Genomic DNA, 25,710 nt, shown 5'->3' with positions numbered 1-25,710 from the left:
TTTCGAATGGCCGGAACGGGTCCGGCTTGAAATTTAAGGAAGGATGGGTTGGCCGAAATCAGCCGATGATGCCCATGATGTCGGCTTCCTTCATGATCAGAAGGTCTTCGCCGTTGAGCTTGACTTCGGTGCCCGACCACTTGCCGAACAGAACCCGGTCGCCAGCCTTGACGTCGAGAGCGACGACCTTGCCGGACTCATCGCGTGCGCCGGAACCGACGGCGACGATTTCGCCTTCCTGCGGCTTTTCCTTGGCGGTATCGGGAATGATGATGCCGCCCTTGGTCTTTTCTTCGGACTCAACGCGACGAACGACGACGCGATCGTGAAGCGGGCGGAAGTTGGTGCTTGTCATTGTCTAATCCCTCGATCAAATGACTGCGCGAGTTTTTGCACTCGCCTGATGGGTGTTAGCACTCTCGTTTATCGAGTGCCAGCGGAACCGAGATAAGGAGGGCTTCTGCCGGAGTCAAGAACGCCCTGTCTGAAAAATTTCATGGCTTATGGTTATCAGCGTTCCATGACAGAAATTTCCCATGTGCGGGCAGGTGCTACGACGACATTCTTTTCGCGGGTTGCGGCCGCATCGTATCTAGGGGGTATTTGTGTTCATGCTGCGTCAGGCGGGTCAAAGACCGCCCTGGCGGCGCTTTTTTCCTTGCCATTGGCGTCCCGCTTTGCGATGTGACGCTCACCCTTTTCTAAGCATCCGGAAAGCATCTCATGGCCCATCGCATTCTCACCCTCGGCGAAATCACGGCTGGGTTCGACGTTATTCTTTCGGATGTCTGGGGCGTGCTGCACAATGGCGTCAGCGCCTTTCCGGATGCGGCAGTTGCGCTGCACGAAGCGCGCAAGGCCGGCAAGACGGTGGTGCTCATCACCAATTCGCCGCGCCCCGCTCCCGGCGTCATCGCCCAGCTTCGCGTTCTCGGCGTGCCGGATGAGGCTTATGATCGGATCATCACCTCTGGCGACGTGACCCGCGGACTGATTGCGGAAGGCCCGAAAAAGGTCTTCCTGCTTGGCCCCGAGCGCGACATGCCGCTGCTGGAAGGCCTTGATGTTGACGTCGTTGGCGAGGCACAAGCGCAGTCCGTGGTCTGCACCGGCTTTTTCGACGACGAGACGGAAACGCCGGAAGATTATACCGAAATGCTCAAGGGCTTCATCGCCCGCAACGCACCGATGATCTGCGCCAACCCCGATCTTGTGGTGGAGCGCGGCGAGCGCATCATTCCCTGCGCCGGCGCCATGGCGGCCTATTACGAACAGCTCGGCGGCGAGGTCCGCATTGCCGGCAAACCGCATGCGCCGATCTATGAGGCCTGCCTTGCGGCGGCCAAGGAAGTGCGCGGCGCCTTCGCCAAGGACCGCGTGCTCGCCATCGGCGACGGCATGCCGACGGATGTGAAGGGCGCGATTGCGAGCGGCCTCAACCTTCTTTATATCAGCGGCGGCATTCACGCCGCCGAATATACGCTGAACGGCCAGACGGACGAGGCGCTTCTCAACGCCTATCTCAAGGGGCAGGGTGCTGCTCCCGGCTGGTGGATGCCCCGTCTTGCTTGAAGCCGTCTCGGCTAAGGAATAGCTGGCGCAGGAATGGATCGATTGCCATGACCGTCTTTCACCGCAATGAAAAAAAGGAGCCGCTGCCGGAAGCCCTTCGCGGCGGCGTCATCGCCATCGGCAATTTCGACGGCGTGCATCGCGGCCACCGGGCTGTGCTGGATCGTGCCCTGGAACTGGCGGAAGCCCGCGGCGTGCCCGCGCTGGTTTTGACCTTCGAGCCGCATCCCCGTTCCGTCTTCCGTCCCGATACGCCGGTCTTCCGCCTCACACCCGCGCCGCTGAAGGCGCGCATTCTCGAGGCCATCGGTTTCCGCTCCGTCATCGAATATCCCTTCGACCGGGAATTTTCGCAGCGCTCGGCGGAGGAATTCGTCCAGTCCATTCTGGTCGACTGGCTTCACGCCAGCGCTGTTGTCACCGGATTCGATTTCCATTTCGGCAAGGGCCGCGAAGGCGGCCCGGCATTTCTGATGGCGGCCGGCAAACGCCACGGTTTCGACGTGACGCTGGTGGATGCCTTCCGCGACGAAGGTGCGGATGTCGTCTCCTCCAGCCGCATCCGCTCGCTTCTGTGCGAAGGCGATGTGGTGGGCGCCGCCGGCCTGCTCGGCTATCGCTTCACGGTGGAAAGCGAAGTCATCGGCGGCCAGAAGCTCGGTCGCACGCTGGGTTATCCGACCGCCAACATGGCGCTGGCGCCGGAAACGGAGCTGAAGGCCGGCATATATGCCGTGCGGTTCCGCCGCCCGGACGGTTCGATCCGCGATGGCGTGGCGAGCTTCGGTTACCGCCCGACCGTCACCGAAAACGGTGCGGCGCTGCTCGAAACATTCGTCTTCGATTTTTCCGGCGATCTTTATGGCGAGGTCTGTTCGGTCTCCTTCTTCGGGCACCTGCGCGATGAATTGAAATTCGACGGTCTTGATCCGCTCGTCGCCCAGATCAGGCGCGATGAAGAAGAGGCGAGGGCGATGTTATCGGGCGTGCGCCCGCTCAGCGAACTGGACGCCAGGATCGCGTTCTGACCGGGGAAGGCCGGTTAGCACTGTTCCGGCCGAGAACGCCGTCGCTTTTCTCTTCCTTTTTGCCGGAAAACCGCATAAACAACCGGCCATGTCCCAATACCGGTTGATGTTTAAAACTCAGATTGGCCGAATTATTGGCCCGGCCTTCCGCCCGCTCTGACGAGCCGGAAGGTCCGGGATTTTGGCGCTTGTCATGACTTTTGTCATGGCGCTTTCCGTATTTGCCCTCTTTGAAATTGAGACGGCGCGACCGACACGGCGCGCAACAACGGTATGATTATGAGCGACACCGCAGAAAAACTGGATTACTCCTCCACCCTCTATCTGCCGCAGACGGATTTTCCGATGCGCGCCGGCCTGCCGCAGAAGGAACCGGAAACGGTCAAGCGCTGGCAGGAAATGGGCCTCTACAAAAAGCTGCGCGCCTCCGCCGCCGGCCGCGAAAAATTCGTGCTGCATGACGGCCCGCCCTATGCCAACGGCAACATCCACATCGGCCACGCGCTGAACAAGATCCTGAAGGATGTCATCACCCGCTCGTTCCAGATGCGCGGTTACGACGCCAATTATGTGCCCGGCTGGGATTGCCACGGCCTGCCGATCGAATGGAAGATCGAGGAAGCCTACCGCGCCAAGGGCAAGAACAAGGACGAGGTTCCGGTCAACGAATTCCGCAAGGAATGCCGTGACTTCGCGGCCGGCTGGATCAAGGTTCAGTCGGAAGAGTTCAAGCGTCTCGGCATCGAAGGCGACTTCGAAAACCCCTATACGACGATGAACTTCCACGCCGAAGCCCGCATTGCCGGCGAGTTGCTGAAGATCGCCCGGACGGGCCAGCTTTATCGCGGCTCGAAGCCGATCATGTGGTCGGTGGTCGAGCGCACGGCGCTGGCGGAAGCGGAAGTCGAATACCACGATGTCGAGAGCGACATGATCTGGGTGAAGTTCCCGGTGAGATTTGTACTGCGTGATGGTCCCACTATGACGGACCTGCTCGGTACCTCCGTCGTCATCTGGACAACGACGCCGTGGACCATCCCCGGCAACCGCGCCATCGCGTTCTCTTCGCGGGTCGAATATGGCCTGTTCGAAGTCGAAAGCGCGCAGAACGATTTCGGCCCGCAGCCGGGTGAAAAGCTGATCTTCGCCAGGAAGCTTGCCGATGAGGCCGCGGCCAAGGCGAAGCTGACCTTTAAGTTCGTTCGCGATGTGACAAGCGAAGAATTGGCCGCCATCACCTGTGCCCATCCTTTGGCGTCGCTTGGCTACACCTTTCCGGTTCCGCTTCTCGATGGCGATCACGTCACGGACGATGCCGGTACGGGCTTCGTGCACACCGCACCAAGCCATGGCCGCGAGGACTTTGATGCCTGGACGAACAGCGTCCGCACCCTTGAAGCACGCGGGATCGATACCAAAATCCCGTTCCCGGTCGATGACGCCGGTTTCTACACCGAAGACGCCCCCGGTTTCGGCCCGTCGGCCGAAGGCGGTGCTGCCCGTGTCATGGACGATAACGGCAAGAAGGGCGATGCCAATGAGCGCGTCATCAAGGCGCTGATCGCTGCCAATAACCTGTTTGCGCGCGGCCGCCTGAAGCACAGCTATCCGCACAGCTGGCGCTCCAAGAAGCCTGTCATCTTCCGCAACACGCCGCAATGGTTCGTCTATATGGACAAGGAACTCGGCGACGGCACGACGCTGCGCTCTCGTTCGCTTGACGCCATCGACCAGACGCGTTTCGTGCCGGCCTCCGGCCAGAACCGCCTGCGCGCCATGATCGAAGGCCGGCCTGACTGGGTTCTGTCGCGCCAGCGCAGCTGGGGCGTGCCGATTGCCGTTTTCGCCGATGAGAAGGGTGAAGTTCTGGTCGACGAAGCCGTCAACGCCCGCATTCTCGAGGCCTTCGAGGCCGAAGGCGCTGATGCCTGGTTTGCCGAAGGCGCCAAGGAACGTTTCCTCGGCAATGACCACGACCATGCCAGATGGCAGCAGGTCATGGACATCCTCGACGTCTGGTTCGACAGCGGCTGCACCCACACCTTCACGCTGGAAGACCGCCCGGACATGAAATGGCCGGCGGATGTCTATCTTGAAGGCTCCGACCAGCATCGCGGCTGGTTCCATTCGTCGCTGCTGGAAAGCTGCGCCACGCGTGGCCGTGCGCCCTATAACGCCGTTGTGACCCATGGTTTCACCATGGACGAGCAGGGGCGCAAGCAGTCGAAATCGCTCGGCAACGTCGTTGCCCCGCAGGAAGTCATGAGCCAGTCGGGCGCCGACATCCTGCGTCTTTGGGTCATGACCACGGATTACTGGGAAGACCAGCGCCTCGGCAAGGCCATCATCCAGACAAATGTCGATGCCTATCGCAAGCTGCGCAACACCATCCGCTGGATGCTCGGCACGCTCGCCCATTACGAGGGCGAGGAGATCGCTTATGACGATCTGCCGGAACTGGAAAAGCTGGTGCTGCATCGCCTGTCCGAACTGGATGGCGTCGTTCGCGAAGGTTACGACGGTTTCGAATTCAAGAAGATCACCCGCGCGCTGATCGACTTTGCCAATGTCGAGCTTTCCGCCTTCTATTTCGATATCCGCAAGGACACGCTTTATTGCGACGCGCCGTCGTCGCTGAAGCGCCGCGCGGCCCTGTCCGTCATCGCCAAGCTGTTCGATTGCCTGGTATCGTGGCTCGCGCCAATGCTGCCCTTCACGACGGAAGAAGCGTGGCTGTCGCGCTATCCGGATGCGGAATCGGTGCATCTCGTCCAGTTCCCGGAAATTCCGGCGGAATGGAAAAACGATGCGCTTGAAGCCAAGTGGGAGAAGATCCGCAAGGTCCGCACGGTCGTCACTGGCGCGCTTGAAGTGGAACGCCGTGAAAAGCGTATCGGCTCTTCACTGGAAGCTGCCCCTGTCGTCCACATTGCCGACGCCGATCTTCTGGCGGCGCTGCAGGGGCAGGATTTTGCCGAAATCTGCATCACTTCGGCCATCTCGGTGGTGGGCGATGAAGGCCCGGCCGATGGCTTCCGTTTGCCGGAAGTGGCGAAGGTCGTGGTCGAACAGAAGCTGGCGGAAGGTGCAAAATGCGCCCGCTCCTGGCGCATCACCACCGATGTCGGGTCCGATCCGGAGTATCCCGACGTCTCGGCCCGCGATGCGGCGGCCCTGCGTGAGCTAGCCGCACTCTCGTAACGAAAATGACCGGATGAATTGCGCTTTGCCTCTTCATCCGGTACACCTGCCTGAAAATGGCCGGATTTGCACGGCAATGCGGGCTGCCGCCTGCCGAAAGACGATGTCTGGCGAAGTGGGACGGACGGCTGGAAGGGTTTCAATGAAGATGATGAAGGCTTTTGGGCAGGGTAGTGCGCAGGGTTTGGGCATGTTTCGCACGGTTGTTGGCGTCACGACGATAGGCGTGCTGCTGGGCGCCTGCACCAGCCCGACCTACGGTACGGGCAAGACGGCGGCCGAACAGCTGGTCGACGACCTCGGCAACGCGACCTCGATCACCGGTGACCAGAGCAAGCGCAACCTGAAATACGGCCCCCGCCCGGGCCTCGTCGTTCCCGCCCAGGCCCGCGCCGAACAGCTGACCACGCCGCAGCAGAACATGGCGAACCGCGAAAACAATCCGCAATGGGTCGAATCGCCGGAAGAAACCCGTGAACGTCTGCGCGATGAGGCGGACGCCAACAAAAACAACCCGCATTACCGCTCGCCGCTGCTCGCCGGCAACGGCACCGCCGGCCAGATGACCGAAAGTCAGAAATGGGAAGCCTTCCGCAAGGCCAAGGCTGACGCCCAGGGCGGCTCCGTGGTGAATGCCCAGCGCAAGTTCCTGACCGATCCGCCAGCCGAATATCGCAGCCTTCCGCAGGATCAGCTGACCGATCTCGGTGAGCCGGAGCAGAAGAAGGCAAAGCGCCGCAAGAAAGAAGCGGCCGTGGCGAACACCGGCAAGAGCTGGTGGAACCCCTTTCAGTAAAATATGACTGATGGCTGGCGGGAAATTTGTTTCTCCCGCTCGCCGCTCAATCCTCGAGGCGTTTCTCTCTGAAAAATTGCCGCAGAATCTCCGCACTTTCACTTTCCGCCAGACCCGAATAGACATCCGGTGCATGGTGGCATGTCGGCTGGCTGAAGAAACGCACGCCGCTCTCCACTGCGCCGCCCTTGGGGTCCTGCGCGCCGTAATAAAGCCGGCGGATACGGGCGAATGAAATCGCCGCCGCGCACATGGTGCAAGGCTCCAGTGTCACGTAGAGATCGGCACCGGGCAGGCGTTCCTGCTCCAGCGCCTCGCAGGCCATGCGGATCACGGCGATTTCGGCGTGCGCCGTCACATCGTTCAATTCACGGGTGCGATTGCCGGAACGGGCGATGACGCGGCCGTCCAGAACCAGTACAGCGCCGATCGGAACCTCCTGCCGCTCAGCCGCGGCACGGGCTTCGACAAGCGCCAGCTCCATGAAATGCGTCCTTTCGGCCATTGCGATTCAATTTCCTCTTAACCCTTGTGCTTGGACCTGATAGGACAGCCCAAACAACAGGCAAACAGCAAATGACTTTTAAAGACAAGCCGAAGCGTGACGGCGGCAAGACAATTAGCCGCGACAGGAAGCCGAAAGGCCCCGGTAAGCCCGCCGCAGAGCGCGAAAAGAAACCGACCGAGGCAAAGGCCGCCCCGGCACCGGAAACCGTTGGCGGCTCCAAGCCCGAGCGCATTTCCAAGATCATGGCGCGCGCAGGCGTCGCCTCGCGTCGCGATGTCGAGCGCATGATCATGGAAGGCCGCGTATCGCTGAACGGCGTCAAGCTGGATACGCCGGTGGTGAACGCCACGCTGTCCGACAAGATCGAAGTCGACGGCATGCCTATTCGCGGCGCCGAGCGCACGCGCCTGTGGCTTTACCACAAGCCCGCCGGTCTGGTGACGACCAATTCCGACCCGGAAGGCCGCCCGACCGTCTTCGACAATCTGCCGGGTGAACTGCCGCGCGTGCTCTCCATCGGCCGTCTCGATATCAATACCGAAGGCCTGCTGTTGCTCACCAACGATGGCGGTCTTTCCCGCGTGCTGGAACTGCCGACCACCGGCTGGCTGCGGCGCTACCGCGTGCGCGCCCATGGCGAGGTCGATCAGGCAGCGCTCGACAAGCTGAAGGAAGGCATTGCCGTCGACGGCGTGCTCTACGGCGCAATCGACGCCACGCTCGACCGCACCCAGGGCCACAATGTCTGGATCAGCATGGGCCTGCGTGAAGGCAAGAACCGCGAGATCAAGAACGTGCTCGGCGCGCTCGGTCTCGAGGTCAACCGCCTGATCCGCGTTTCCTACGGTCCGTTCCAGCTCGGCGATCTGCCCGAAGGCAAGGTGCTGGAAGTGCGCGGCCGCATGCTGCGCGACCAGCTCGGCCCGCGTCTCATCGAACAGGCCGGCGCCAATTTCGACGCGCCGATCTACAATGCGCCCGTTGAGGATGAAGAAGACGACACGCCGAAGCGGCCCGTGAAATCCGAATGGGCAAAGAGCGATGCGCCGGAAGGCAAGCCGCGTTTCGAAAAAAGCGGCAAGTCCGAGGATCGTCGTGAAAAGGCGCTTGGACGGCTGGATACCAAGCGCGGCGATAAGCCGGCTGGCAAGTTCGGTTCCAAGCCCGCCGGGAAATTTGCCGCCAAGGGCCGCAGCGAGGATGAGGGCGACGACCGTCGCCCCCGCCAGCCCGCCGGCACCAGCCGCACGGCCAATGTCTGGATGGCGCCCGGTGCAAGGCCCACCCGTGACGGCAAGGAGCGCAAGTCTTCCGCCCGCGCGGAAGCCGAAAACCTCTTCAAGAAGCCTTCCGCCCAGGACGAGGCGCGCCGCAACGTCGTGCGGCATGCGGATGCCGAGGGCGAGTGGATCCGCTCGGATTCTCCCCGCGAAGAAGAAGGTGGTCGCGGACGCGGCGACCGTCCGCGCGGTGAAAAGAGCTTCGGTGACCGCCCGGCACGCGGCGGCAAACCTTTCGGCGACCGGCCATTCCGCGACAGGCCGCGTGAAGAGGGTGATCGCCCGCGCGGCGACCGTCCGCGCGGTGAAAAGAGCTTCGGTGACCGCCCGGCACGCGGCGGCAAACCTTTCGGCGACCGGCCGTTCCGTGACAAGCCGCGTGAAGAGGGTGATCGTCCGCGCAGCGACCGCCCACGCGGCGAAAAGAGTTTCGGTGATCGCACCGCCCGCGGTGAAAAACCCTTCGGTGACCGTCCGTTCCGCGACAGGCCCCGTGAAGAGGGTGATCGCCCACGCGGCGAGCGCCCGGCGGGCGACAAGCCGCGTGGCGGCAAGCCGGGCGGCAAACCCGGTTTCGGCAAACCATCTTTCGGAAAATCGGGCGAACGTTCAGGTTTCTCAGGCAAGAGCAAAGGCCCCGGCGGTCCCGGCGGCGGCAAGCCGGGCGGCAAAGGCCCGGGTGGCAAACCTTCTGGAGGCAGGGGAATGACACGTAATGCGGATCGTAGGCGGTGAGTTCCGCGGCCGGACATTGGCCGCGCCGAAATCGAATTCCATTCGTCCGACCATCGACAGGACGCGGGAAAGCCTCTTCAATATTCTGAGTCACGCCTATCCGGAAAGTCTGGACGGCACGCGCGTTCTGGACGTTTTCGCCGGAACCGGCGCCGTCGGTCTGGAGGCGCTTTCGCGCGGCTGTCGTGTGGCGCTCTTCGTCGAAAACGGCGTGGAGGGCAGGGGGCTGCTCTGGGAAAATATCGATGCGCTGGGTCTGCATGGCCGCGCCCGCATCCTGCGGCGTGATGCCACCAAGCTCGGCGGCGTCAACAATATAGAGCCCTTCGATCTTCTCTTCGCCGACCCGCCCTATGGCCATGGCCATGGTGAGAAGGCTTTCGCGGCAGCGCACAGCGGCGGCTGGCTGACACCTGGCGCGCTTGCCATTCTCGAAGAGCGCGGCGATGTGGCGGTGAAGGTCGATCCGGTATTCAAACCGCTGGAAAGCCGCATCTTCGGCGATACGAAAATGCATTTCTACCGCTACGAGCCCTGAAGCATTTCCAGGAAAAGTGGAGCCCGGTTCTCCGTCCGGAAATGCGACAGAAAAGATTTGGAGTGTTTCCGCGCTTGGAAGAAAAGCGAAAACACTCCGACAGGAACACCTTACCGTCATGCCACGGTCTTGTCTTGTTTGCGCAATAGGCAGAATCTTTGCCGTGGAAAGAATTTGGGTATTCGCATGGAGCAGGGTGTAAACGAGAGCATAACGATCGTCCGCGCCGGGGAAGAGGTTCTCGAAGGTGACGGCGCGGGTGGCCATGAGCCGACTTTCGGACTGGCGCTCGGCGGCGGCGGCGCACGCGGCATCTGCCACATCAACGTCATCGAGGCATTGGACGAACTCGGCATCCGGCCCGTTGCGATTTCCGGTTCGTCCATAGGCTCCATCATCGGCGCGGGCATGGCGGCCGGCATGACCGGCCGGGAAATCCGCGAATACACGCTTGAACTCATGGGACGAAAAGGATCGGTCGCCAACCGGCTCTGGAGCCTCGGCCCGGCATCGATGCGCCATGCGGTGGACGGTTTTCGCCTCGGGCAGTTCAACCTCGAACTCATCCTGCACGCCTTGATGCCGCAGGCCCTGCCGAAGGATTTTTCCGAGCTTGCCATTCCGCTCAAAGTGATAACGACGGATTATTACGCCCAGACAGAAGTGTTGGTGGAAAGCGGCGAGATCATTCAGGCGCTGGCGGCATCCGCCGCCATTCCGGCACTGTTCATGCCGGTGCGCATCGATGGCCGCATCATGATCGACGGCGGCATCTTCAATCCCGTGCCCTATGAACATCTGCTGGATCGGGCCGATATCGTCATCGGCGTCGATGTCGTCGGTGGCCCGGAAGGTGACGGCACCACCATGCCGAACCGGCTGGATAGTCTGTTCGGCGCCAGCCAGCTGATGATGCAGGCGGCGATTGCCCTGAAACTGAGGTTACGCCCGCCACACATTTTCCTTCGCCCCCCGGTCCACCGTTTCGGCGTGCTCGACTTCCTGAAGTCGGAAGAAGTGCTGAACGCCTCGTCCGGTATTAAAGACGAGCTGAAACGCCATATCGAGATGCAGGTGGAGCTGTTTCACCGCGGGCAGGGCGTGGAGGCTTGAGCGTTAAATCCTGAATAGGGAGCGAGCGGGCGCCACTCGTTTCTTCTCCTCGCCGGGGAGAAGATCGCGGCAGCGGGATGAGGGGGCGAGGGTAGAGAGTTACGGCAACGTTGCCCCCTCATCCGACCCTTCGGGCCACCTTCTCCCCGGCGGGGAGAAGAAACAAGTGGCGCTCTCCCAGTCACTAAGTTGAACTCAATTCACAGCGATACTTCCGTCTCGCTGTCTTCCGCATCCTCTTCCCACTTTTCAGCCTTGGTCTTCGGCTTCATCAGCGGTTCGGGCTTCACTTCGCGTACCGGCTTGTTATGCAGCATCTGCCGGCCGGCGGCGATGCCTTCCACGGCCTGTAACTGCAACCGCTCTTCGTCGCGTTCGCGAATGTCGTCGGCAATCGCCAACGCCCTTTCGCCATCCATATCCAGCCCTTCCAGAATGCGCCTGCCGAACAGCAGGCCGGATTCCAGCGTCTCGCGGATTTCGTATTCCACGCCCTTCTTTCTGAGGCCCAGCGAATGGATGCGGTCATAGGAGCGAGCATAGATGCGCACGCTTGGAAATTCCGACTGGATCATGTCGATGATACGGTCGGTCACCTCCTTTTTGTGAGTGCAGACCGCAACCAGATCTGCCCGCTCGATGCCGGCGGCGATCAGCACGTCCTTGCGGGTGCCATCGCCGAAAAAGATGCGGAAGCCGAAACGGGCGGCCTGCCGCACGCGGTCGGCCGAACTGTCGATGACGGTCACGTCGCGCCCGCCAGCGAGCAGGATTTGCGAGGCGATCTGGCCGAAACGGGAAAAACCGATCATCAGCACATCCGCGCCCGCGCCGTCGAAATCCTCCTCAAGCTTGTCCTCTTCCGCATCCTCCGCGGTCAGACGCCGTGAAATCACCGCCAGAAGCGGCGTCAGCGCCATGGAAAGCGTGACGACCGCAACGAGGATCGAGGCCGTCGCCTGCGGAAACAGCCCGGAGGCGGCAGCCGTGGTGAAGAGCACGAAGCCGAATTCGCCGCCCTGCGCCAGAAGCAGGGCGATGCGGCTCGACGCATAGCGCGAAGAGCCGGCGATGCGACAGAGGCCATAGATCAGCCCCGCCTTCACCGCCATCATCGCCGGCACTGTGATCAGGATGAGCAGGATGTTTTCATAGACGATATGGATATGCAGCGACATGCCGACAGCCATGAAGAACAGCGCCAGAAGCAGTCCGCGAAACGGCTCGATATCGGCCTCCAGCTCGTGCCGGTAGGAGGATTCCGACAGCATCAGCCCCGCCAGCAGCGCGCCCATGCCCATCGACAGGCCCACCGCTTCCATGACGGCGGCGGCGCCGATAACGACGAAGAGGGCGGCGGCGATCATCACCTCGCGTGCACCCGTACGGGCGATGATCTGGAACATCGGCGTCAGAAGATAGCGCCCGGCAAGGATCATGCCCGCCACCGCAACGACGGAGGCTATGAGATCGGATACCATGGAATCCGTCGGCACATCCGGCCGGTTGGAAAGAATGGTGACGAGAGCAAGAAGCGGCACGATGGCGAGATCCTGAAACAGCAGGATCGAGAAGGACCGGTTGCCGTGCCGCGTATTCATGTCGCCGTCATCGGCAAGAATTTGCAGCGCAAAGGCGGTGGAAGAAAGCGCTAGACCGAAACCCGCGACGAGGCTGCCGCGCCAGTCGATCAGCCCTGCCCACCAGGCAATCGCCGCCAGCACGCTGCCGGTCACCAGCACCTGCGCCATCCCCAGCCCTAAAATATCGCGCCGCATCTGCCAGATGCGCGATGGCTTCAGTTCCAGCCCGATGATGAAGAGCAGGAAAACCACGCCCAGTTCCGAAACATTGAAGATGTCCTTCGCATCGGTGACCAGATGCAGGAACGGCCCGATGACGATGCCCGCCACCAGATAGCCCAGCACGGTGCCAAGCCCGAGCTTGCGGAAAACCGAGGCCGCGATGACCGCGCCGGCCAGAAGCAGCAATGGTTCGGAAAAGAGAGCGTCGTGCTCGGTCATGGCTGCGGACTTTCGAATAGGGTGGCGACAATACCGTCCGAATGGAGAAAGCGGCGTTTCGCCCTTGATGCGGGGTTGCTGGCACAATAAATGGAACAGGAATGAAAGGCCAACTCATGTCCTCAGAAATAGATTCTTCCAAACTTCTCGATCGCGCCAGCCAGCTTGTCGATCTTGCCCGCGCCGCCGGTGCGGATGAGGCGGATGCCGTTGTCGTCCGCTCCCGCTCGCAGTCGGTCGGCGTGCGGCTCGGCAAGGTGGAAAGCACCGAATCCTCCGAAAGCGACGATTTTTCCCTGCGCGTCTTCGTTGGCCGCCGGGTGGCGAGCGTTTCGGCCAATCCCGGCTTTGACCTGAAGACGCTGGCGGAACGGGCCGTCGCCATGGCGAAGGTCTCGCCCGAAGATCCTTTTGCCTGCCTGGCGGATAAGGAGCGGCTTGCGACGTCCTACGACGATCTCGAGCTTTTCGATGCGACCGAAGTCTCGGCCGATCAGCTGCGTGAGGCAGCCCTTGCGTCGGAAGAGGCGGCGCTGGCCGTCAAAGGCGTCAGCAATTCGTCCGGCGCCGGCGCATCGAGCGGTATGGGCGGCCTCGTCCTCGCTACCTCACACGGTTTTTCCGGCAGCTACATGGGTAGTCGTTTCAGCCGCTCCGTCAGCGTCATCGCCGGCGAAGGCACCAAGATGGAGCGCGACTACGATTTCGACAGCCGTCTTTATTATGCCGATCTCGATGCCGCCGAAGAAATCGGCCGCCGCGCCGGGGAAAAAGTCGTGCGGCGTGTCGGTCCACGTCAGGTCGATACCGGCAGCAACATCACCGTGGTCTTCGATCCGCGCATCGCTCGCGGTTTCGTCGGTGCGATTGCCGGCGCCATCAACGGCGCGTCGGTTGCCCGCAAGACCAGCTTCCTGCGCGATAAAATGGGCCAGCAGGTTCTGAAAAAGGGTCTTTATCTCACCGACGATCCGCAGATCGTGCGTGGCCCGTCCTCGCGTCCCTTTGATGGCGAGGGTGTTCGCGGCGAGAAGATGACAATGATCGAGGACGGTGTTTTGAAGCACTGGTTCCTCTCCACCTCCGCGGCGCGGGAACTCGGTCTTGAAACCAACGGTCGCGGTGTGCGCGGCGGCACGGCGGTTTCGCCAGCTTCTACCAATCTCGCGCTGGAGCCGGGCGATCTCTCGCCGGAGGACCTGCTGAGACAGGTCGGAACCGGCTTTTACGTCACCGAGCTGATCGGCCACGGCGCCAATATGATCACGGGTGAATATAGCTGCGGCGCTAGCGGTTTCTGGATCGAGAATGGCGAAAAGACCTTCGCGGTTTCCGAGGTCACCATCGCGTCCAACCTGAAGGACATGTTCATGCGGGTGACGCCGGCCAATGATATCGACCGCAAATACGGCGTCGCAGCCCCGACGCTCGCCATCGAAGGTATGACGATCGCTGGCAAGTGAGGCGGCCTGCGGGTTGTTTTCGCGGGCACTTTATGTGCAAGTGCGAAGAGAAAAACGGGCGCGCCGTGTGAGGCGCGCGGAAAAGACGGCAAAATGAACGATACGGCTGAGGCCCGCTGGGCCTCCGATTTGAGGCTGGTGCTTGAAGCCGCCCGCAAGGCGGGCGAGACGGCGCTGGGTTTCTTCCGCAAGGACCCCGAGGTCTGGTGGAAGAATGGTGGGCTTTCGCCGGTCAGCGCGGCCGACTACGCCGCCAATGAAATTCTCGAAACCATCCTGCGCTCCGCCCGGCCGGATTACGGCTGGCTTTCCGAGGAGACGGATGACGATACAGACAGGCTGTCCCGTACCACCGTCTTCGTGGTCGATCCCATTGACGGAACCCGCGCCTTCATCGGCGGCCGCGACACCTGGTGCGTCAGCGTTGCAGTGGTCCATGAGGGTCGGCCGGTCGTCGGCGTGCTCGTCGCGCCAGCGCTGGCGGAGGAGTTCACCGCGGTGGAAGGCGGCGTGGCGTTGAAGAACGGAGCCGCCATCTCGGCAACCCGTGACAATAGCGGAACCTTCCATCTTGCCGCAGCGGCGGAAGCGATCGCGCATCTGCCGGAAGCCTTGCGCAACACCGTGGAGCGCATTCCGCACGTCCCCTCGCTTGCCTACCGGCTGGCCATGGTGGCGGATGGCCGCATTGACGGAACGCTGGTCAAGGCCAACTCGCACGAGTGGGATCTCGCCGCCGCCGACCTCATTCTTGAGCGATCCGGCGGCCAGCTTGTCGGCCTTGATGGCAAACCTCTGATGTATAATCGCCGGCAGGTAAACCACCCCGCATTGTGCGCCGCAGCAAATTATGCGCTGCCGGAACTTTTGAAAGCGTTTTCACATCTGTCTGACGGTTGACGTTTGCCGGGAAATCCCGCAGATGAAGGCCTCTCTCAGCGTTTAAGAAAGAGATAAAGACATGACGGAAACTGGCAAACCGAAACAGCTGCTGCACCTCGTCTTCGGCGGCGAACTTGAAAACCTTCAGGATGTTCAGTTCCGGGATTTGAACGCACTCGATATCGTTGGCATCTATCCGGATTACGCTTCTGCGCTGACCGCATGGAAGTCCAAGGCGCAGATGACGGTCGACAATGCCCATATGCGTTATTTTATCGTGCATATGCACCGTCTTCTCAATCCCGACGATAAAATTTGAGTCCTTTTCCCCTTGCGTTGTAATACTATTGGGTGAGGGCGGTTTTTCCCGTGATTCCTGCTTGAGACAGCAGGGCACGGTATTGCGACACGAGAAAATGTGATCGCGCTTTCGTTTCCGATGACAAAAAATGACGCAATTTGAGAAGAAGTAGGCGGCGATAACAACCAGAACAGGGGCAGGGCATTGCGCGGAATGATCAAGGGCAGAATGTCATGAGCAGCCGTCTCGCACGTTTCGCTCTTTCCGGTTACCGCATTGCCGGTATCGCCGCTTACCCGTTCGCCAAGCCCTATCTTTCCTATCGGGCCGCGAAAGGCAAGGAAGACAAGCGCCGCCGGCTCGAACGTTTCGGTTATGCGAGCGCCGAGCGCCCGCGCGGGCCGCTCGTCTGGTTCCATGCCGCAAGTGTCGGTGAAACCCTTGCCCTCATCCCGCTGATCCGCGAAATCCGCAAGCGCGATATCTACGTGCTTCTGACCACCGGCACCGTCACATCGGCTGAACTCACCCGCACCCGGCTCGGTGACGACGTGATCCACCAATATGTGCCGCTCGATATCAAGATCGCGGTCAATCGTTTCCTCACCTATTGGGCGCCGGATGCCGCCATAACAGCGGAATCGGAAATCTGGCCGGTGACGATGATGGAACTGGAGCGCCGGCACATCCCGCAGATCAGGGTCAATGCGCGCCTCTCCGACCGTTCCTTTGACCGCTGGAAAGCCCGCCACGACATTGCGGAATCGCTGTTCTCAAAACTGGCGCTGGTGGTTGCGCAGTCCGATCTCGATGCTGAACGTTTCCGCGATCTCGGCTCCTGGCCGGTGGTGATTTCGGGTAACCTCAAGGGTGATACCGATCCGCCGCCCTGTGACGAGGCGCTTTTGGAGCACTATCGCAAGCAGGTCGGCAATCGCAAGACATGGGCCGCCATCTCCACCTTCGACGGCGAGGAGAAGGCTGCCGCCACCGTGCATGCGGCGATCAAGTCGCGCAACGGCCAACTGACCATCATCGTGCCGCGCCATCCCGAGCGCGGCGATGATGTGGAAGCCATGCTGAAGGGCATGAACCTTTCCGTCGCCCGCCGCAGCCGCAATGATGTGATTACCCCGGAAACCGATATTTTCCTCGGCGATTCCATCGGCGAAATGGGGCTTTACCTGCGGCTGACCGAACTTGCCTTTGTCGGCCGGTCGCTGACGGCCGAAGGCGGGCAAAATCCGCTGGAGCCGGCGATGCTCGGCTGCGCCGTCCTCTCAGGTGCGCATGTGCAGAATTTCCGCGAGGCCTATCAGAAGCTGATCCGCGCCGGCGGCGGTCGTATCATCCGCGATGTGGAGATGTTGGCCAAGGCGGTGCATTATCTGCTGGTCAACGACAATGAGCGTTACAAGATGATCGATGCGGGCAACCGGGTCATTCAGGATATGCGCGGTGCGCTGTCCTCCACCGTCAAGGCGCTGGAACCCTATATCAATCCGCTTACCGTTTCCGCCAAGCTGCAACCGCGGAGCGCCATCGGTTCATGGTAGCGGATATTGAACTTGATGCGGCACAATCGATTGCCGCAGTCCTTTTCGACAAGGACGGAACGCTTCTCGGCTATGACGCCAGCTGGGGTCCGGTCAACCGCGAGCTTGCGACCATCGCGGCCAATGGCGATCCCGTTCTTGCCGACCGGCTTCTTTCCGCCTGCGGCATGGACCCCGTTACCGGTCATGTGGTGCCGGACAGCCTGCTGGCCGCCGGCAATACGGCGGAAATCGCCGCCGGTCTGGTTGCCGCCGGCTCGCCCTGCGATGTCGGGGAACTGACGGCGCGCCTCGACCGGTTATTTACCGAGGCTGCGGATAAATCCGTGCCGGTAACCGATCTCAAGGCATTTTTCGCAAGGTTGAAGGCGCGGGGCTACAAGCTTGGCATCGCCTCCAGCGACAATGAAAACTCCATCCGCCAGACCGCCATCCGCTTCGGTTTCGAAAAGGACCTCGATTTTGTCGCGGGATATGACAGCGGTTACGGCACCAAGCCGCAGCCCGGTATGGTCCTGGGTTTCTGCGAGGCGATAGGCTTCCCGCCGGAACGCGTGGCTGTTGTCGGCGACAATAACCACGATCTGCACATGGCAAAGAGTGCTGGCGCCGGTCTGCGCATCGCCGTTTTGACCGGAACAGGCTCACGCGAAAGCCTTGGCGCGGATGCCGATTATTGTTTCGATGACATTACCGCGCTCGAAGCGCTTTTGCCGGAACGGGCTCTCTGAACCCGGTGGGTTTCCGCCGGGCGGGGTGCGGCTCCGTCAAACCCGTTTATTCCATTTTTGCAATTTACGGTTTTTTCTGGCAAACAACCTCCTGACATGTGACGGGCGAACGGAATGCCGTGGGCGACGCGGCCGGGAGCGGGAATAGATGGTTTCTGAAGCGCCGCCGTTCTGGTGGCAGAAAGCGGGATGGCAGGCGTGGCTCCTGTCTCCTTTCTCGCTTGTTTACGGCAAGATAGCCGGCCGGCGGATGCAAACGGCGAAGAGGGCAAGCGTTGCCGTTCCGGTCATCTGCATCGGCAACTTCACCGTGGGAGGGGCCGGCAAGACACCGACGGCGATGGCAATTGCGAGAGCCGCCGTCGCCAAGGGCCTGAAACCCGGATTTCTCAGCCGTGGCTACGGCGGCACGCTCGACGTCACCACCCTTGTCGATCCCCGGCGTCACCGCGCCGCCGATGTCGGCGATGAGCCGCTGCTTCTGGCACGGGAGGCGATCACAGTCATTTCCCGCAAGCGCGTGGAAGGCGCACACCGTCTGGTGAAAGAAGGCGTCGATCTCATCATCATGGATGATGGTTTCCAGAGCGCGCGCCTGACGCTGGATTATGCGCTTGTCGTCATCGATACGATGCGCGGCGTCGGTAACGGCCATCTCGTGCCGGGCGGTCCGGTGAGGGCGCCGCTTGCTGAACAGATGCGGCACATGACAGGACTTCTGAAGGTCGGCAAAGGCCACGCGGCCGATGCGCTGGTCAGGCAGGCGGCAAAGGCGGCCAAGCCCGTCTTCGTTGCGGCAATCACGCCGCAGGAGCCGCAGGATTTCAGGGGAAGACGCGTGCTGGCCTATGCGGGCATCGCCGACCCGGCCAAGTTTTATCGAACCGTCGAGGCGCTCGGCGGCGACATCGTGCTGCAGCGCTCTTTCCCGGATCATCACCATTTCAGCGACGACGAGATCGCCGATCTTTTGCAGGACGCCGGCAAAGATGATCTGCAGCTGGTGACGACGGCCAAGGATGCCGTGCGGCTTAACGGACACCACGGCAGGGCGGAAGAATTGCTGTGGAACAGTCTGGTGATCGAAATCGACATGGTGTTCGACGACCCCAACGCGGCCGCGGCGATCATCGAGACGGCGGTGGGAAACTGCCGCGCGCGTTTGCTGCGGGAAAATGCGCGGACGTCGGTTTAGAGTACCGAAGAAGATAAACCGCCGTGAACCCACTTCCTTCTCATCTCTGTGACAAGCACAGGGATGAGGGAAGGCACATGACGCGTAATACTCAACGCGCCGCTTCCCAACTCACGCGGGCAAATCGCCAGCCTTCTTTTCGGCTTCCAGCGAAGCCGCCGCATCCACATAGGCCTCCTGCCGCGCCACGCTCCAGTAGCGCAGCTCATCGAGCGGAATGGTCTTGGCCGTCATGGCGCAGATGACGTGCGAGCCGGTCTGGACGATGCGGAAGTCACCGTCGAGATATTCGATGACGGCGGGGCGGTTACCGCCTCCTTCAAATCTGTTCATCCGTTTTCGTCTCCTGCTCTGTCCTGTGAGCGCACCCAGTCCGAAACGGCGCAGCGTTTTCCTGAACAATTGGGTGCTCCAGTATCTCGAATTTATATAGCGCGGCGTGGCGCAAGGCCAGCCCCGCCTGCTTGCGGCGTCAGCTACGGCCGAAGAGCCGTTCTATATCGGAAAGTTTCAGTTCGATATAGGTCGGACGGCCGTGATTGCACTGGCCGGAACCCGGCGTGTTTTCCATTTGCCGCAGAAGCGCGTTCATCTCCTCCGGCCGCATGCGCCGGCCGGAACGCACGGAGCCGTGGCAGGCCATGGTGGCCGCGACATATTCCAGCTTGTTGGCAAGCGTTGAGGCTGCGTCCCATTCGGCGATCTCGTCAGCGAGCTGGCGCACCAGCCCCTGCACATTGACTTCGCCCAGCATGGCCGGCGTTTCCCGGACGGCGACGGCGCCCGGCCCGAAACGCTCGATGACGAGCCCGAGCGCATCGAAACCGGCGGCATGATCCATCAGCCGGTCGCAATCCTCTTCCGGCAGGTCGATGATCTCGGGGATGAGCAACACCTGCGAAGGCGGCCGCCTCGAATGCAGCGCATTGCGCATCTGTTCGAACACCAGCCGCTCGTGCGCGGCATGCTGGTCGACGATGACGAGGCCGTTTTCCGTCTGCGCGATGATGTAGTTCTCGTGCAGTTGCGCCCGCGCCGCTCCGAGCGGATATAGCAAAGGTTCAGACGGGGGGCTTGCGGCGGTCTCGTCAGTGTCCCTAGGCTCGGCCCTCGCAGTCGGCATGGTGATGTCGGAAAAACGTGACTGCACCGCCTCGGCAAATTGCATGTCCCCGGAAACCGCAAGCGGGCGCGAAGGCGAGGTGGCAGCGGACCATGGCGCGGCGGCTGCTATGGAAGGCGAGGGCCGAAGGCCGGACGGGCTGTAGCCGGGGCGGAAGGCGTTCATCATCTGGCTCGCCCCCGTCGTCGCAGCCCTGTCGCCGTCGCGCGTCAGCGCCTGTCGGATCGCGCCGACGATCAGCCCGCGAATGAGGCCGGGATCGCGAAAACGCACGTCGGACTTTGCAGGATGCACATTCACATCCACAAAGGCGGGGTCGAGCGTGATGGACAGCACCGCGACAGGATATCGCCCATGCGGCACGGTTTCGGCATAAGCGCCGCGAATGGCGGATAAAAGCAACTTGTCCTGCACCGGCCGGCCGTTGACGAAGACATATTGATGCGCCGAGTTACCGCGATTGAAGGTCGGCACGCCGGCAAAACCGGAGAGCGTCACATCCTCGCGCCCGGCGTCGATCTCTATCGCATTGTCCTTGAACTCGGCGCCGAGAATTTGCGCCATGCGGGCCAGATGGTCATCGCCGGTGGAGGGGATTTCAAGCGTCGAACGATCGGTGCCCGATAGCACGAAACGAATATGCGGAAAGGCGATCGCCATGCGTTTGACGACCTCGGTGATCGCGGCCGCCTCCGCCCGTTCCGTCTTCAGGAATTTCAGCCGCGCGGGGGTGGCGAAGAACAGGTCCCGCACCTCGACGATGGTGCCGGCATTCGAAGCGGCGGGCCGGACATCGGACACCTTGCCGCCGGTGACGGAAATCACCGAACCCTGTTCAGCGCCCTGTTGCCGGCTGGTAATCGTCAGCTTGGCGACCGAGCCGATGGAGGGCAGCGCCTCGCCGCGAAACCCGAGCGTGCGGATATCGTCCAGCGTATCGGAAATTTTCGAGGTGCAGTGACGCCTGACCGCAAGCTCCAGATCGGCAGGCGACATGCCGGAACCGTTATCGGTAATCCGCACCAGTCCCTTACCGCCGCCGGCCGTCGCGATCTCGATCCGCGTCGCGCCCGCGTCGATGGCGTTTTCCACCAGTTCCTTCGTGGCGCTGGAGGGTCTTTCGATGACCTCGCCGGCGGCGATCTGGTTGATAAGGGTTTCTGAAAGCTGCTTGATGGCCATGATCGTCATTTTCGCGGATTCGCTACGGCTTCGAAAGCAAAAAACTCGGGCTGCGGAAATTTGCACATGTTTTGCGGCCTGTCTGGCATTTGATCATTTCCGTCAACATGGCGCTAAGCGTTAATCCGCCTTTAATCGGCCTTGATTATGGTGAGGCGGCTTGAAATGACCGCAGGAACGGGGGCCGCCTTCGCCGGGTGGCGTGTGACGTCGACTATGGGTGAGCGTCATCTTCCCCTCAAGACTGCTTCAAGTTGCAAACCCTGATGTCTCTTTTGCGGAATTTTTCGTTTCATCCCGGCATTTGCCCTGGACGATTCCACTAGAAACATAAGCCTGACCCCTGAAAAACAGGCGGGAGTTTGCAGTTGAGTGATTTGGCGTCCTCTGGCGCGGGCGTTCATACGGTGATGCTTGATGCCCTTTGCGACGCGCTTGGCGCGGCGATAGTCGTTTACGACCGGAACGATCACATTATTTTCGCAAGCCGGAAACTCCTCAGCTTTTTTCCACTGGAAGAGGCCGTTATCGGCCCGGGTGCGCGGCTGCGCGACTATCTGAGCGCGCTATATGATTGTTATCTGCTGGAAGCGGAAAGTCTTTCCGCCAATACCCGCCCGCTCGGCCGGGAGGAATGGATCGGCGAACGCCTGGCGCTGCACTGGAAGGAAAGATCGGAAAAAACCGAACGGCTGAAGGGAGAGCGCTTCCTGCGCTTCGTCATGAACCGCCTGCCGTCCGGCCTCGGCATCAGCGTCGTTGCGGATATTTCCGAACAGAAGAAACGTGAAGAGCAATGGCGCATCGATCTCGAGCGCGTGCAGCTCATCGAGGACATTCTCGACAATCTGCCATTTCCCGTCTTCGTCAAGGATCGGAACATGGCCTATGCCGCTGTCAACAAATCCGCCTGTGCCCTTGTCGAGACAAGTCCCGAGAGCATTCTTGGCCGTACCGTTTTCGATCTCCACTCGCGCAAGGTTGCCGGACGGATCGATGTCGCCGATCGTATGGTGCTGGATAGCGGCGTGCCGAGCATCATCCCGGAAAGGGTGCGGCGTCTGAATGGCGAAGAGGTGCTGACCATCACCCGCAAGCAGCGTGTGGGCAGGCCCGGCCGATATTTTCTGGTAACGACGATGGAGGACGTGACCGCTCTCGCTACCATCGACGCCAACGGCACGCCCGTCATCCCCTCGCTCGAACATGTCCCCTTCGTCGCCTCCACCTATGGCAAGGACGAAGAGCCGGACAATCATGGCGGGGTATTAAAAAGCAAGGCAGTGCTGATCGTCTCTGCAAGCGGACATTTTGCGGAAGCCGCCGGTCGCCGGCTGACGGCGGGCGGCATGGACCATGCGGCGGTGACGAGTGAGGACGAACAGCGTGCCTTCATCGAGGTCGCAGCCTCCGCCGGGGTGAGCATCGATGTGGTGGTTGTCGATGCCCAAATGAGCGTTGCATGCCTCGATATTGCCTCGGCGCATGCCCTGCCCGTCGTCACTATCGAGGAAGAGGAGATTGAGGCCTCCCTGCTGCATTATCTCGCCGCTGCCTCCCCGAAGGAGAAAGCCGCTGACGAAGACTGGGAGATCATGACGGATGATCTGCCTGCAATCTTGAAGACCGGCGGTGTCTGCGAAATACTTCTCGTCGAGGACAACAGGGTTAACCAGATCGTCTTTTCGCAGATACTCGAAGGCCTTGGGCTTTCCTGGCGGCTCGCTACCTCGGGCGAAGAGGCGCTGCGGCTCTTTGCCGAACAGCCGCCTTCCGCCGTCCTGCTCGATACGACGCTGGGCGATATCGACGGCTTCGAAGTCGCCCGCCGCATGCGCAGCCTTGGCGGAGACAAGCACATTCCCATCGTCGGCGTCATCACCCACGCTTTCGAGGGCGATCTCGACAAATGCCGGGCATCCGGCATGGACGACATGCTTTTGAAACCCGTCAGCCCGGACATGGTCGAGGCGGTTTTCCTGCGGCTTTTCGGCAAGGACGGCTTGCGGCTACGGGCCTGAAATTGCCATTGCCGGAAGGCTATGGCTTTTTTAATACTTGCACTGCATTGTGACCGCGGGCGACACAGGATTCACGAGATGCAGAAATGAAACGGGCAGAGCCGCAAACGTTGCAGGTCAGCCAGAACGAGCTGCAGGCGATGGCCTACAGCGACCCACTGACGGGGCTCGGCAACCGCTACCGTCTGCGGGACAAGATTCGTATGCTTGCCAGCGAGCGCTCCAGCGATCCGGCGCCCTTCACGGTCGGCATCGCCAATATAGACGGCTTCAAACCTATCAACGATCTGTTCGGCGTGCAGGCGGGCGATGAAATCCTCTGCCAGGTCGCGCACCGGCTGAAGGCCTGCATTCCCGACGGCGCGATCGTGACGCGCCATGACGGCGACGAGTTCGCCTTCGTGCTGCCGCTGGTCTTTGAGCGCATCGGCGCGGAACGCATTGGCAACATGATCAAGGACGTGCTTTCGGCCCCTTACGATCTCGGCGACCGCAACGTCCGTCTGTCCTCCTCCTTCGGTTTTGCCATCTATCCCTTCGCCGGCGATGAATTCGAGGATTTGCTGAAAAGCGCTGAAACAGCGCTTTATCGCTCCAAGAGACGCGGCCGCGGCCAGATCACCGTCTATTCGCGCGAAATCGCGCAGGAAATGAAGCGCGCCACGCAGCTGGAACAGGCGCTCAGAAACGCCATCATCACCGACGCCATCGACGTGCATTTCCAGCCCATCGTCAGACTGGAAGAGGCGAAGGTCATCGGTTTCGAGGCGCTCGCCCGTTGGAACGACCCGGATCTCGGCTTCGTATCGCCTGCCGTTTTCGTGCCGCTGGCAGAAGAGCGCGGCTTTATCGACGCACTGTCGGAAGCTTTGCTCCGAAAGGCGGCGGAGGCGGCCCTGTTCTGGCCGCGCGAGCTTTTCCTGTCTTTCAACCTCTCTTCCGCACAATTGATGGACCCAAGCACGGCGGACAATATTTTGTCCATTCTCTCGCGTGTCGGCCTCGACCCGCACCGGCTGGAGCTTGAAATCACCGAAACGGCTGTCATGACGTCTGCCGATACCGCGCAGCGTATCATCAGCGAATTGCAGAGCGCGGGTGTTCGCATCTCCCTCGACGATTTCGGTACCGGCCAGTCCAGCCTCGGCCGCCTGAGGGATTTCACCTTCGACAAGGTGAAGATCGACCGCGCCTTTGTCTCGCGTATCAGCAGCGACCGCCCTTCCGAACATATCATCAAGGCCATCGTCGCCATGTGCGAAGGACTCGATCTCGAGGTGGTGGCCGAGGGGATAGAAGAACGGGCGGAAGAGGAAAAGCTGCTCGCACTCGGCTGCGCCATGGGGCAGGGCTATTTCTACGGCCGCCCCGCCGACGCCGCCGCGACCCAGCGTTATCTGCACGAGAATTACCGCGAGATATTGTCGGATATTTCCTGATGCGGTGCGGCTTGGTCGTTACTCTTGTTGGAGAAAGCAGTATCTCAGCCGAGCTTGTGCGCGCCGGCGCATCCCCACAACCCTCATTTCTGTGACAAGCACAGGAATGAGAAGAGGTTGGCGGATGCCGCGCTTCACAACCGGTAAAGCGGCTCAAACCGGCCCTTGACGTCAACCCCCAGCTCGAACGTCAACCCATGCTGCGGATTGGTGGCAAGGGCGTCGTCGTCGAGATGTTCGCGCGCGGATGTCACGAGAAGGCGCGATGCGTCGGGGCCGATGAAGGCGGGGCAGGTCGTCTGTCCGCCGGGCACCTCATATCGGGCGATATGATTGCCGTCCGTGTCGTAACGATCCACGGCGCCCACGCCCCAGCGGGCGTTCCATATATGCCCTTCGGCATCGCAGACCGACCCGTCGATGCCGCCTTTGATACCCGTGGAATCGATGAAGACTTCAGCCTTGCCGGAGGGCAGGCCGGTCTCGGCATCGAGCGGCACCCGCATCAGCTTGTTTACCTTGGTGTCGACGTAATATCCCGTCGCGCCATCGGGCGAGAAACAGATCGAATTCGGAATGCTGATCCCGGCAAACAGCTTGGTCACGGTGCCCTTCGCGACATGATAGATGCTGCCCGCACCGGTCTCCGCCTTGCGGCCCATGGTGCCGATCCACAGCGCGCCGGAGGGGTGCATGCGCCCGTCATTGGAGCGGTTGTCGGGCAAATCCATTTCCAGCTCGGCATGCAGGGTCAGCACGCCGGTTGCCGTGTCGCGCAGGAAAAGCCCGTCATCGGAGGCGATCAGCTGCTTGCTGTCGCTGACCTTGGCGAGCGCACTGCCCATGAAGGGCAAAGCGTGCACGGTCTTGCGGCCGGAGGCGAGATGCAGCTCATGCAGTTCACGCTCGAGAATATTGAACCACCAGGCGGTGCCGGTCGCGGGGTCGAAGGTCGGGCCTTCGCCGAGCAGCATCGGCGTTTCGTCCAGAACGCGTCCGGTAAAGGGAAAAACAGTGGCCAA

At 61.4% G+C, this 25,710-nt stretch carries 21 protein-coding genes; 15 read left to right on the top strand and 6 right to left on the bottom strand.

Annotation, left to right across the window (positions count from 1 at the left end; genetic code table 11):
• Positions 1-58 precede the first annotated feature (58 nt).
• The gene (groES, locus tag O9X91_RS00685; RefSeq protein WP_077982871.1) at positions 59-355 is read right to left on the bottom strand and encodes a co-chaperone GroES; all 297 of its coding nucleotides are present in this window, start codon (positions 353-355) and stop codon (positions 59-61) included.
• A 368-nt stretch (positions 356-723) separates the two neighbouring features.
• On the opposite strand from groES, the gene O9X91_RS00680 reads away from it, so the two are divergent.
• From O9X91_RS00680 to O9X91_RS00665, 4 genes are all read left to right on the top strand, one after another.
• The gene (locus O9X91_RS00680; RefSeq protein WP_142912819.1) at positions 724-1,572 is read left to right on the top strand and encodes a TIGR01459 family HAD-type hydrolase; all 849 of its coding nucleotides are present in this window, start codon (positions 724-726) and stop codon (positions 1,570-1,572) included.
• Between the two features lie 47 nt (positions 1,573-1,619).
• A complete protein-coding gene (locus O9X91_RS00675) occupies positions 1,620-2,600 on the top strand; it encodes a bifunctional riboflavin kinase/FAD synthetase (protein ID WP_077982869.1) in 981 nt (326 codons plus the stop codon).
• Between the two features lie 279 nt (positions 2,601-2,879).
• Positions 2,880-5,801, top strand: a complete 2,922-nt coding sequence (gene ileS, locus O9X91_RS00670) for an isoleucine--tRNA ligase (protein WP_269833338.1) — start codon at positions 2,880-2,882, stop codon at positions 5,799-5,801.
• A gap of 142 nt (positions 5,802-5,943) precedes the next feature.
• Positions 5,944-6,597, top strand: coding sequence for a hypothetical protein (locus O9X91_RS00665; RefSeq protein WP_077982868.1), 654 nt, complete (start codon positions 5,944-5,946; stop codon positions 6,595-6,597).
• Positions 6,598-6,643: 46 nt separating this feature from the next.
• On the opposite strand, the gene O9X91_RS00660 is transcribed toward O9X91_RS00665, so the two are convergent.
• Positions 6,644-7,102, bottom strand: a complete 459-nt coding sequence (locus tag O9X91_RS00660; protein WP_077982867.1) for a nucleoside deaminase — start codon at positions 7,100-7,102, stop codon at positions 6,644-6,646.
• A 71-nt stretch (positions 7,103-7,173) separates the two neighbouring features.
• Here O9X91_RS00660 and O9X91_RS00655 point away from each other — a divergent pair, with 71 nt between their 5' ends.
• The 3 genes from O9X91_RS00655 (at position 7,174) to O9X91_RS00645 (ending at position 10,771) form a co-directional block, all read left to right on the top strand.
• The gene (locus tag O9X91_RS00655) at positions 7,174-9,120 is read left to right on the top strand and encodes a pseudouridine synthase (RefSeq protein WP_077982866.1); all 1,947 of its coding nucleotides are present in this window, start codon (positions 7,174-7,176) and stop codon (positions 9,118-9,120) included.
• The gene (gene rsmD / locus O9X91_RS00650; protein WP_137409836.1) at positions 9,101-9,658 is read left to right on the top strand and encodes a 16S rRNA (guanine(966)-N(2))-methyltransferase RsmD; all 558 of its coding nucleotides are present in this window, start codon (positions 9,101-9,103) and stop codon (positions 9,656-9,658) included. The genes O9X91_RS00655 and rsmD overlap by 20 nt, the downstream gene beginning before the upstream one ends.
• A gap of 186 nt (positions 9,659-9,844) precedes the next feature.
• Positions 9,845-10,771, top strand: a complete 927-nt coding sequence (locus tag O9X91_RS00645; protein ID WP_077982864.1) for a patatin-like phospholipase family protein — start codon at positions 9,845-9,847, stop codon at positions 10,769-10,771.
• A 200-nt stretch (positions 10,772-10,971) separates the two neighbouring features.
• Here O9X91_RS00645 and O9X91_RS00640 read toward each other — a convergent pair whose 3' ends face one another.
• Positions 10,972-12,795, bottom strand: a complete 1,824-nt coding sequence (locus O9X91_RS00640; RefSeq protein WP_077982863.1) for a monovalent cation:proton antiporter-2 (CPA2) family protein — start codon at positions 12,793-12,795, stop codon at positions 10,972-10,974.
• A 116-nt stretch (positions 12,796-12,911) separates the two neighbouring features.
• On the opposite strand from O9X91_RS00640, the gene O9X91_RS00635 reads away from it, so the two are divergent.
• The 6 genes from O9X91_RS00635 (at position 12,912) to lpxK (ending at position 18,923) form a co-directional block, all read left to right on the top strand.
• Positions 12,912-14,258, top strand: coding sequence for a TldD/PmbA family protein (locus tag O9X91_RS00635; protein ID WP_137409839.1), 1,347 nt, complete (start codon positions 12,912-12,914; stop codon positions 14,256-14,258).
• 93 nt (positions 14,259-14,351) lie between these two features.
• A complete protein-coding gene (locus O9X91_RS00630; protein WP_269833336.1) occupies positions 14,352-15,158 on the top strand; it encodes a 3'(2'),5'-bisphosphate nucleotidase CysQ in 807 nt (268 codons plus the stop codon).
• Between the two features lie 61 nt (positions 15,159-15,219).
• Positions 15,220-15,459 carry a DUF4170 domain-containing protein gene (locus tag O9X91_RS00625; RefSeq protein WP_006313175.1) on the top strand — a complete coding sequence of 80 codons (240 nt, stop codon included), beginning with the start codon at positions 15,220-15,222 and terminating at the stop codon, positions 15,457-15,459.
• Positions 15,460-15,674: 215 nt separating this feature from the next.
• Positions 15,675-16,997 carry a lipid IV(A) 3-deoxy-D-manno-octulosonic acid transferase gene (gene waaA / locus O9X91_RS00620; RefSeq protein WP_077982861.1) on the top strand — a complete coding sequence of 441 codons (1,323 nt, stop codon included), beginning with the start codon at positions 15,675-15,677 and terminating at the stop codon, positions 16,995-16,997.
• Positions 16,991-17,728, top strand: a complete 738-nt coding sequence (locus O9X91_RS00615; protein ID WP_142912824.1) for an HAD family hydrolase — start codon at positions 16,991-16,993, stop codon at positions 17,726-17,728. Before waaA ends, O9X91_RS00615 begins: the two co-directional genes overlap by 7 nt.
• A 148-nt stretch (positions 17,729-17,876) precedes the next feature.
• Positions 17,877-18,923: a tetraacyldisaccharide 4'-kinase gene (lpxK, locus tag O9X91_RS00610; protein ID WP_142912825.1), complete on the top strand. Its 1,047-nt coding sequence runs from the start codon at positions 17,877-17,879 to the stop codon at positions 18,921-18,923.
• A 111-nt stretch (positions 18,924-19,034) separates the two neighbouring features.
• On the opposite strand, the gene O9X91_RS00605 is transcribed toward lpxK, so the two are convergent.
• Both O9X91_RS00605 and mutL read right to left on the bottom strand, forming a co-directional pair.
• Positions 19,035-19,256, bottom strand: coding sequence for a DUF2093 domain-containing protein (locus tag O9X91_RS00605; RefSeq protein WP_142912826.1), 222 nt, complete (start codon positions 19,254-19,256; stop codon positions 19,035-19,037).
• A 139-nt stretch (positions 19,257-19,395) separates the two neighbouring features.
• Positions 19,396-21,228, bottom strand: coding sequence for a DNA mismatch repair endonuclease MutL (gene mutL, locus O9X91_RS00600; RefSeq protein ID WP_137410960.1), 1,833 nt, complete (start codon positions 21,226-21,228; stop codon positions 19,396-19,398).
• Between the two features lie 410 nt (positions 21,229-21,638).
• Between mutL and O9X91_RS00595 the strand changes: the two genes are divergently transcribed.
• Together O9X91_RS00595 and O9X91_RS00590 are read left to right on the top strand one after the other, a co-directional pair.
• Positions 21,639-23,249: a response regulator gene (locus O9X91_RS00595; RefSeq protein WP_162520488.1), complete on the top strand. Its 1,611-nt coding sequence runs from the start codon at positions 21,639-21,641 to the stop codon at positions 23,247-23,249.
• Between the two features lie 86 nt (positions 23,250-23,335).
• The gene (locus O9X91_RS00590) at positions 23,336-24,688 is read left to right on the top strand and encodes a putative bifunctional diguanylate cyclase/phosphodiesterase (RefSeq protein ID WP_077982856.1); all 1,353 of its coding nucleotides are present in this window, start codon (positions 23,336-23,338) and stop codon (positions 24,686-24,688) included.
• A 134-nt stretch (positions 24,689-24,822) separates the two neighbouring features.
• On the opposite strand, the gene O9X91_RS00585 is transcribed toward O9X91_RS00590, so the two are convergent.
• Positions 24,823-25,710, bottom strand: a complete 888-nt coding sequence (locus O9X91_RS00585) for an SMP-30/gluconolactonase/LRE family protein (protein ID WP_142912828.1) — start codon at positions 25,708-25,710, stop codon at positions 24,823-24,825.

The sequence above is a fragment of the Agrobacterium salinitolerans genome (assembly GCF_027498475.1).
Lineage (GTDB): Bacteria > Pseudomonadota > Alphaproteobacteria > Rhizobiales > Rhizobiaceae > Agrobacterium > Agrobacterium salinitolerans.
This window is presented reverse-complemented; position numbering and strand designations above follow the sequence as displayed.

Coding starts and splice junctions, on each gene's coding strand:
- groES (WP_077982871.1), bottom strand. CDS start 355: ATGACAAGCACCAACTTCCGCCCGCTTCACGATCGCGTCGTCGTTCGT.
- O9X91_RS00680 (WP_142912819.1), top strand. CDS start 724: ATGGCCCATCGCATTCTCACCCTCGGCGAAATCACGGCTGGGTTCGAC.
- O9X91_RS00675 (WP_077982869.1), top strand. CDS start 1,620: ATGACCGTCTTTCACCGCAATGAAAAAAAGGAGCCGCTGCCGGAAGCC.
- ileS (WP_269833338.1), top strand. CDS start 2,880: ATGAGCGACACCGCAGAAAAACTGGATTACTCCTCCACCCTCTATCTG.
- O9X91_RS00665 (WP_077982868.1), top strand. CDS start 5,944: ATGAAGATGATGAAGGCTTTTGGGCAGGGTAGTGCGCAGGGTTTGGGC.
- O9X91_RS00660 (WP_077982867.1), bottom strand. CDS start 7,102: ATGGCCGAAAGGACGCATTTCATGGAGCTGGCGCTTGTCGAAGCCCGT.
- O9X91_RS00655 (WP_077982866.1), top strand. CDS start 7,174: ATGACTTTTAAAGACAAGCCGAAGCGTGACGGCGGCAAGACAATTAGC.
- rsmD (WP_137409836.1), top strand. CDS start 9,101: ATGCGGATCGTAGGCGGTGAGTTCCGCGGCCGGACATTGGCCGCGCCG.
- O9X91_RS00645 (WP_077982864.1), top strand. CDS start 9,845: ATGGAGCAGGGTGTAAACGAGAGCATAACGATCGTCCGCGCCGGGGAA.
- O9X91_RS00640 (WP_077982863.1), bottom strand. CDS start 12,795: ATGACCGAGCACGACGCTCTCTTTTCCGAACCATTGCTGCTTCTGGCC.
- O9X91_RS00635 (WP_137409839.1), top strand. CDS start 12,912: ATGTCCTCAGAAATAGATTCTTCCAAACTTCTCGATCGCGCCAGCCAG.
- O9X91_RS00630 (WP_269833336.1), top strand. CDS start 14,352: ATGAACGATACGGCTGAGGCCCGCTGGGCCTCCGATTTGAGGCTGGTG.
- O9X91_RS00625 (WP_006313175.1), top strand. CDS start 15,220: ATGACGGAAACTGGCAAACCGAAACAGCTGCTGCACCTCGTCTTCGGC.
- waaA (WP_077982861.1), top strand. CDS start 15,675: ATGAGCAGCCGTCTCGCACGTTTCGCTCTTTCCGGTTACCGCATTGCC.
- O9X91_RS00615 (WP_142912824.1), top strand. CDS start 16,991: ATGGTAGCGGATATTGAACTTGATGCGGCACAATCGATTGCCGCAGTC.
- lpxK (WP_142912825.1), top strand. CDS start 17,877: ATGGTTTCTGAAGCGCCGCCGTTCTGGTGGCAGAAAGCGGGATGGCAG.
- O9X91_RS00605 (WP_142912826.1), bottom strand. CDS start 19,256: ATGAACAGATTTGAAGGAGGCGGTAACCGCCCCGCCGTCATCGAATAT.
- mutL (WP_137410960.1), bottom strand. CDS start 21,228: ATGGCCATCAAGCAGCTTTCAGAAACCCTTATCAACCAGATCGCCGCC.
- O9X91_RS00595 (WP_162520488.1), top strand. CDS start 21,639: ATGCTTGATGCCCTTTGCGACGCGCTTGGCGCGGCGATAGTCGTTTAC.
- O9X91_RS00590 (WP_077982856.1), top strand. CDS start 23,336: ATGAAACGGGCAGAGCCGCAAACGTTGCAGGTCAGCCAGAACGAGCTG.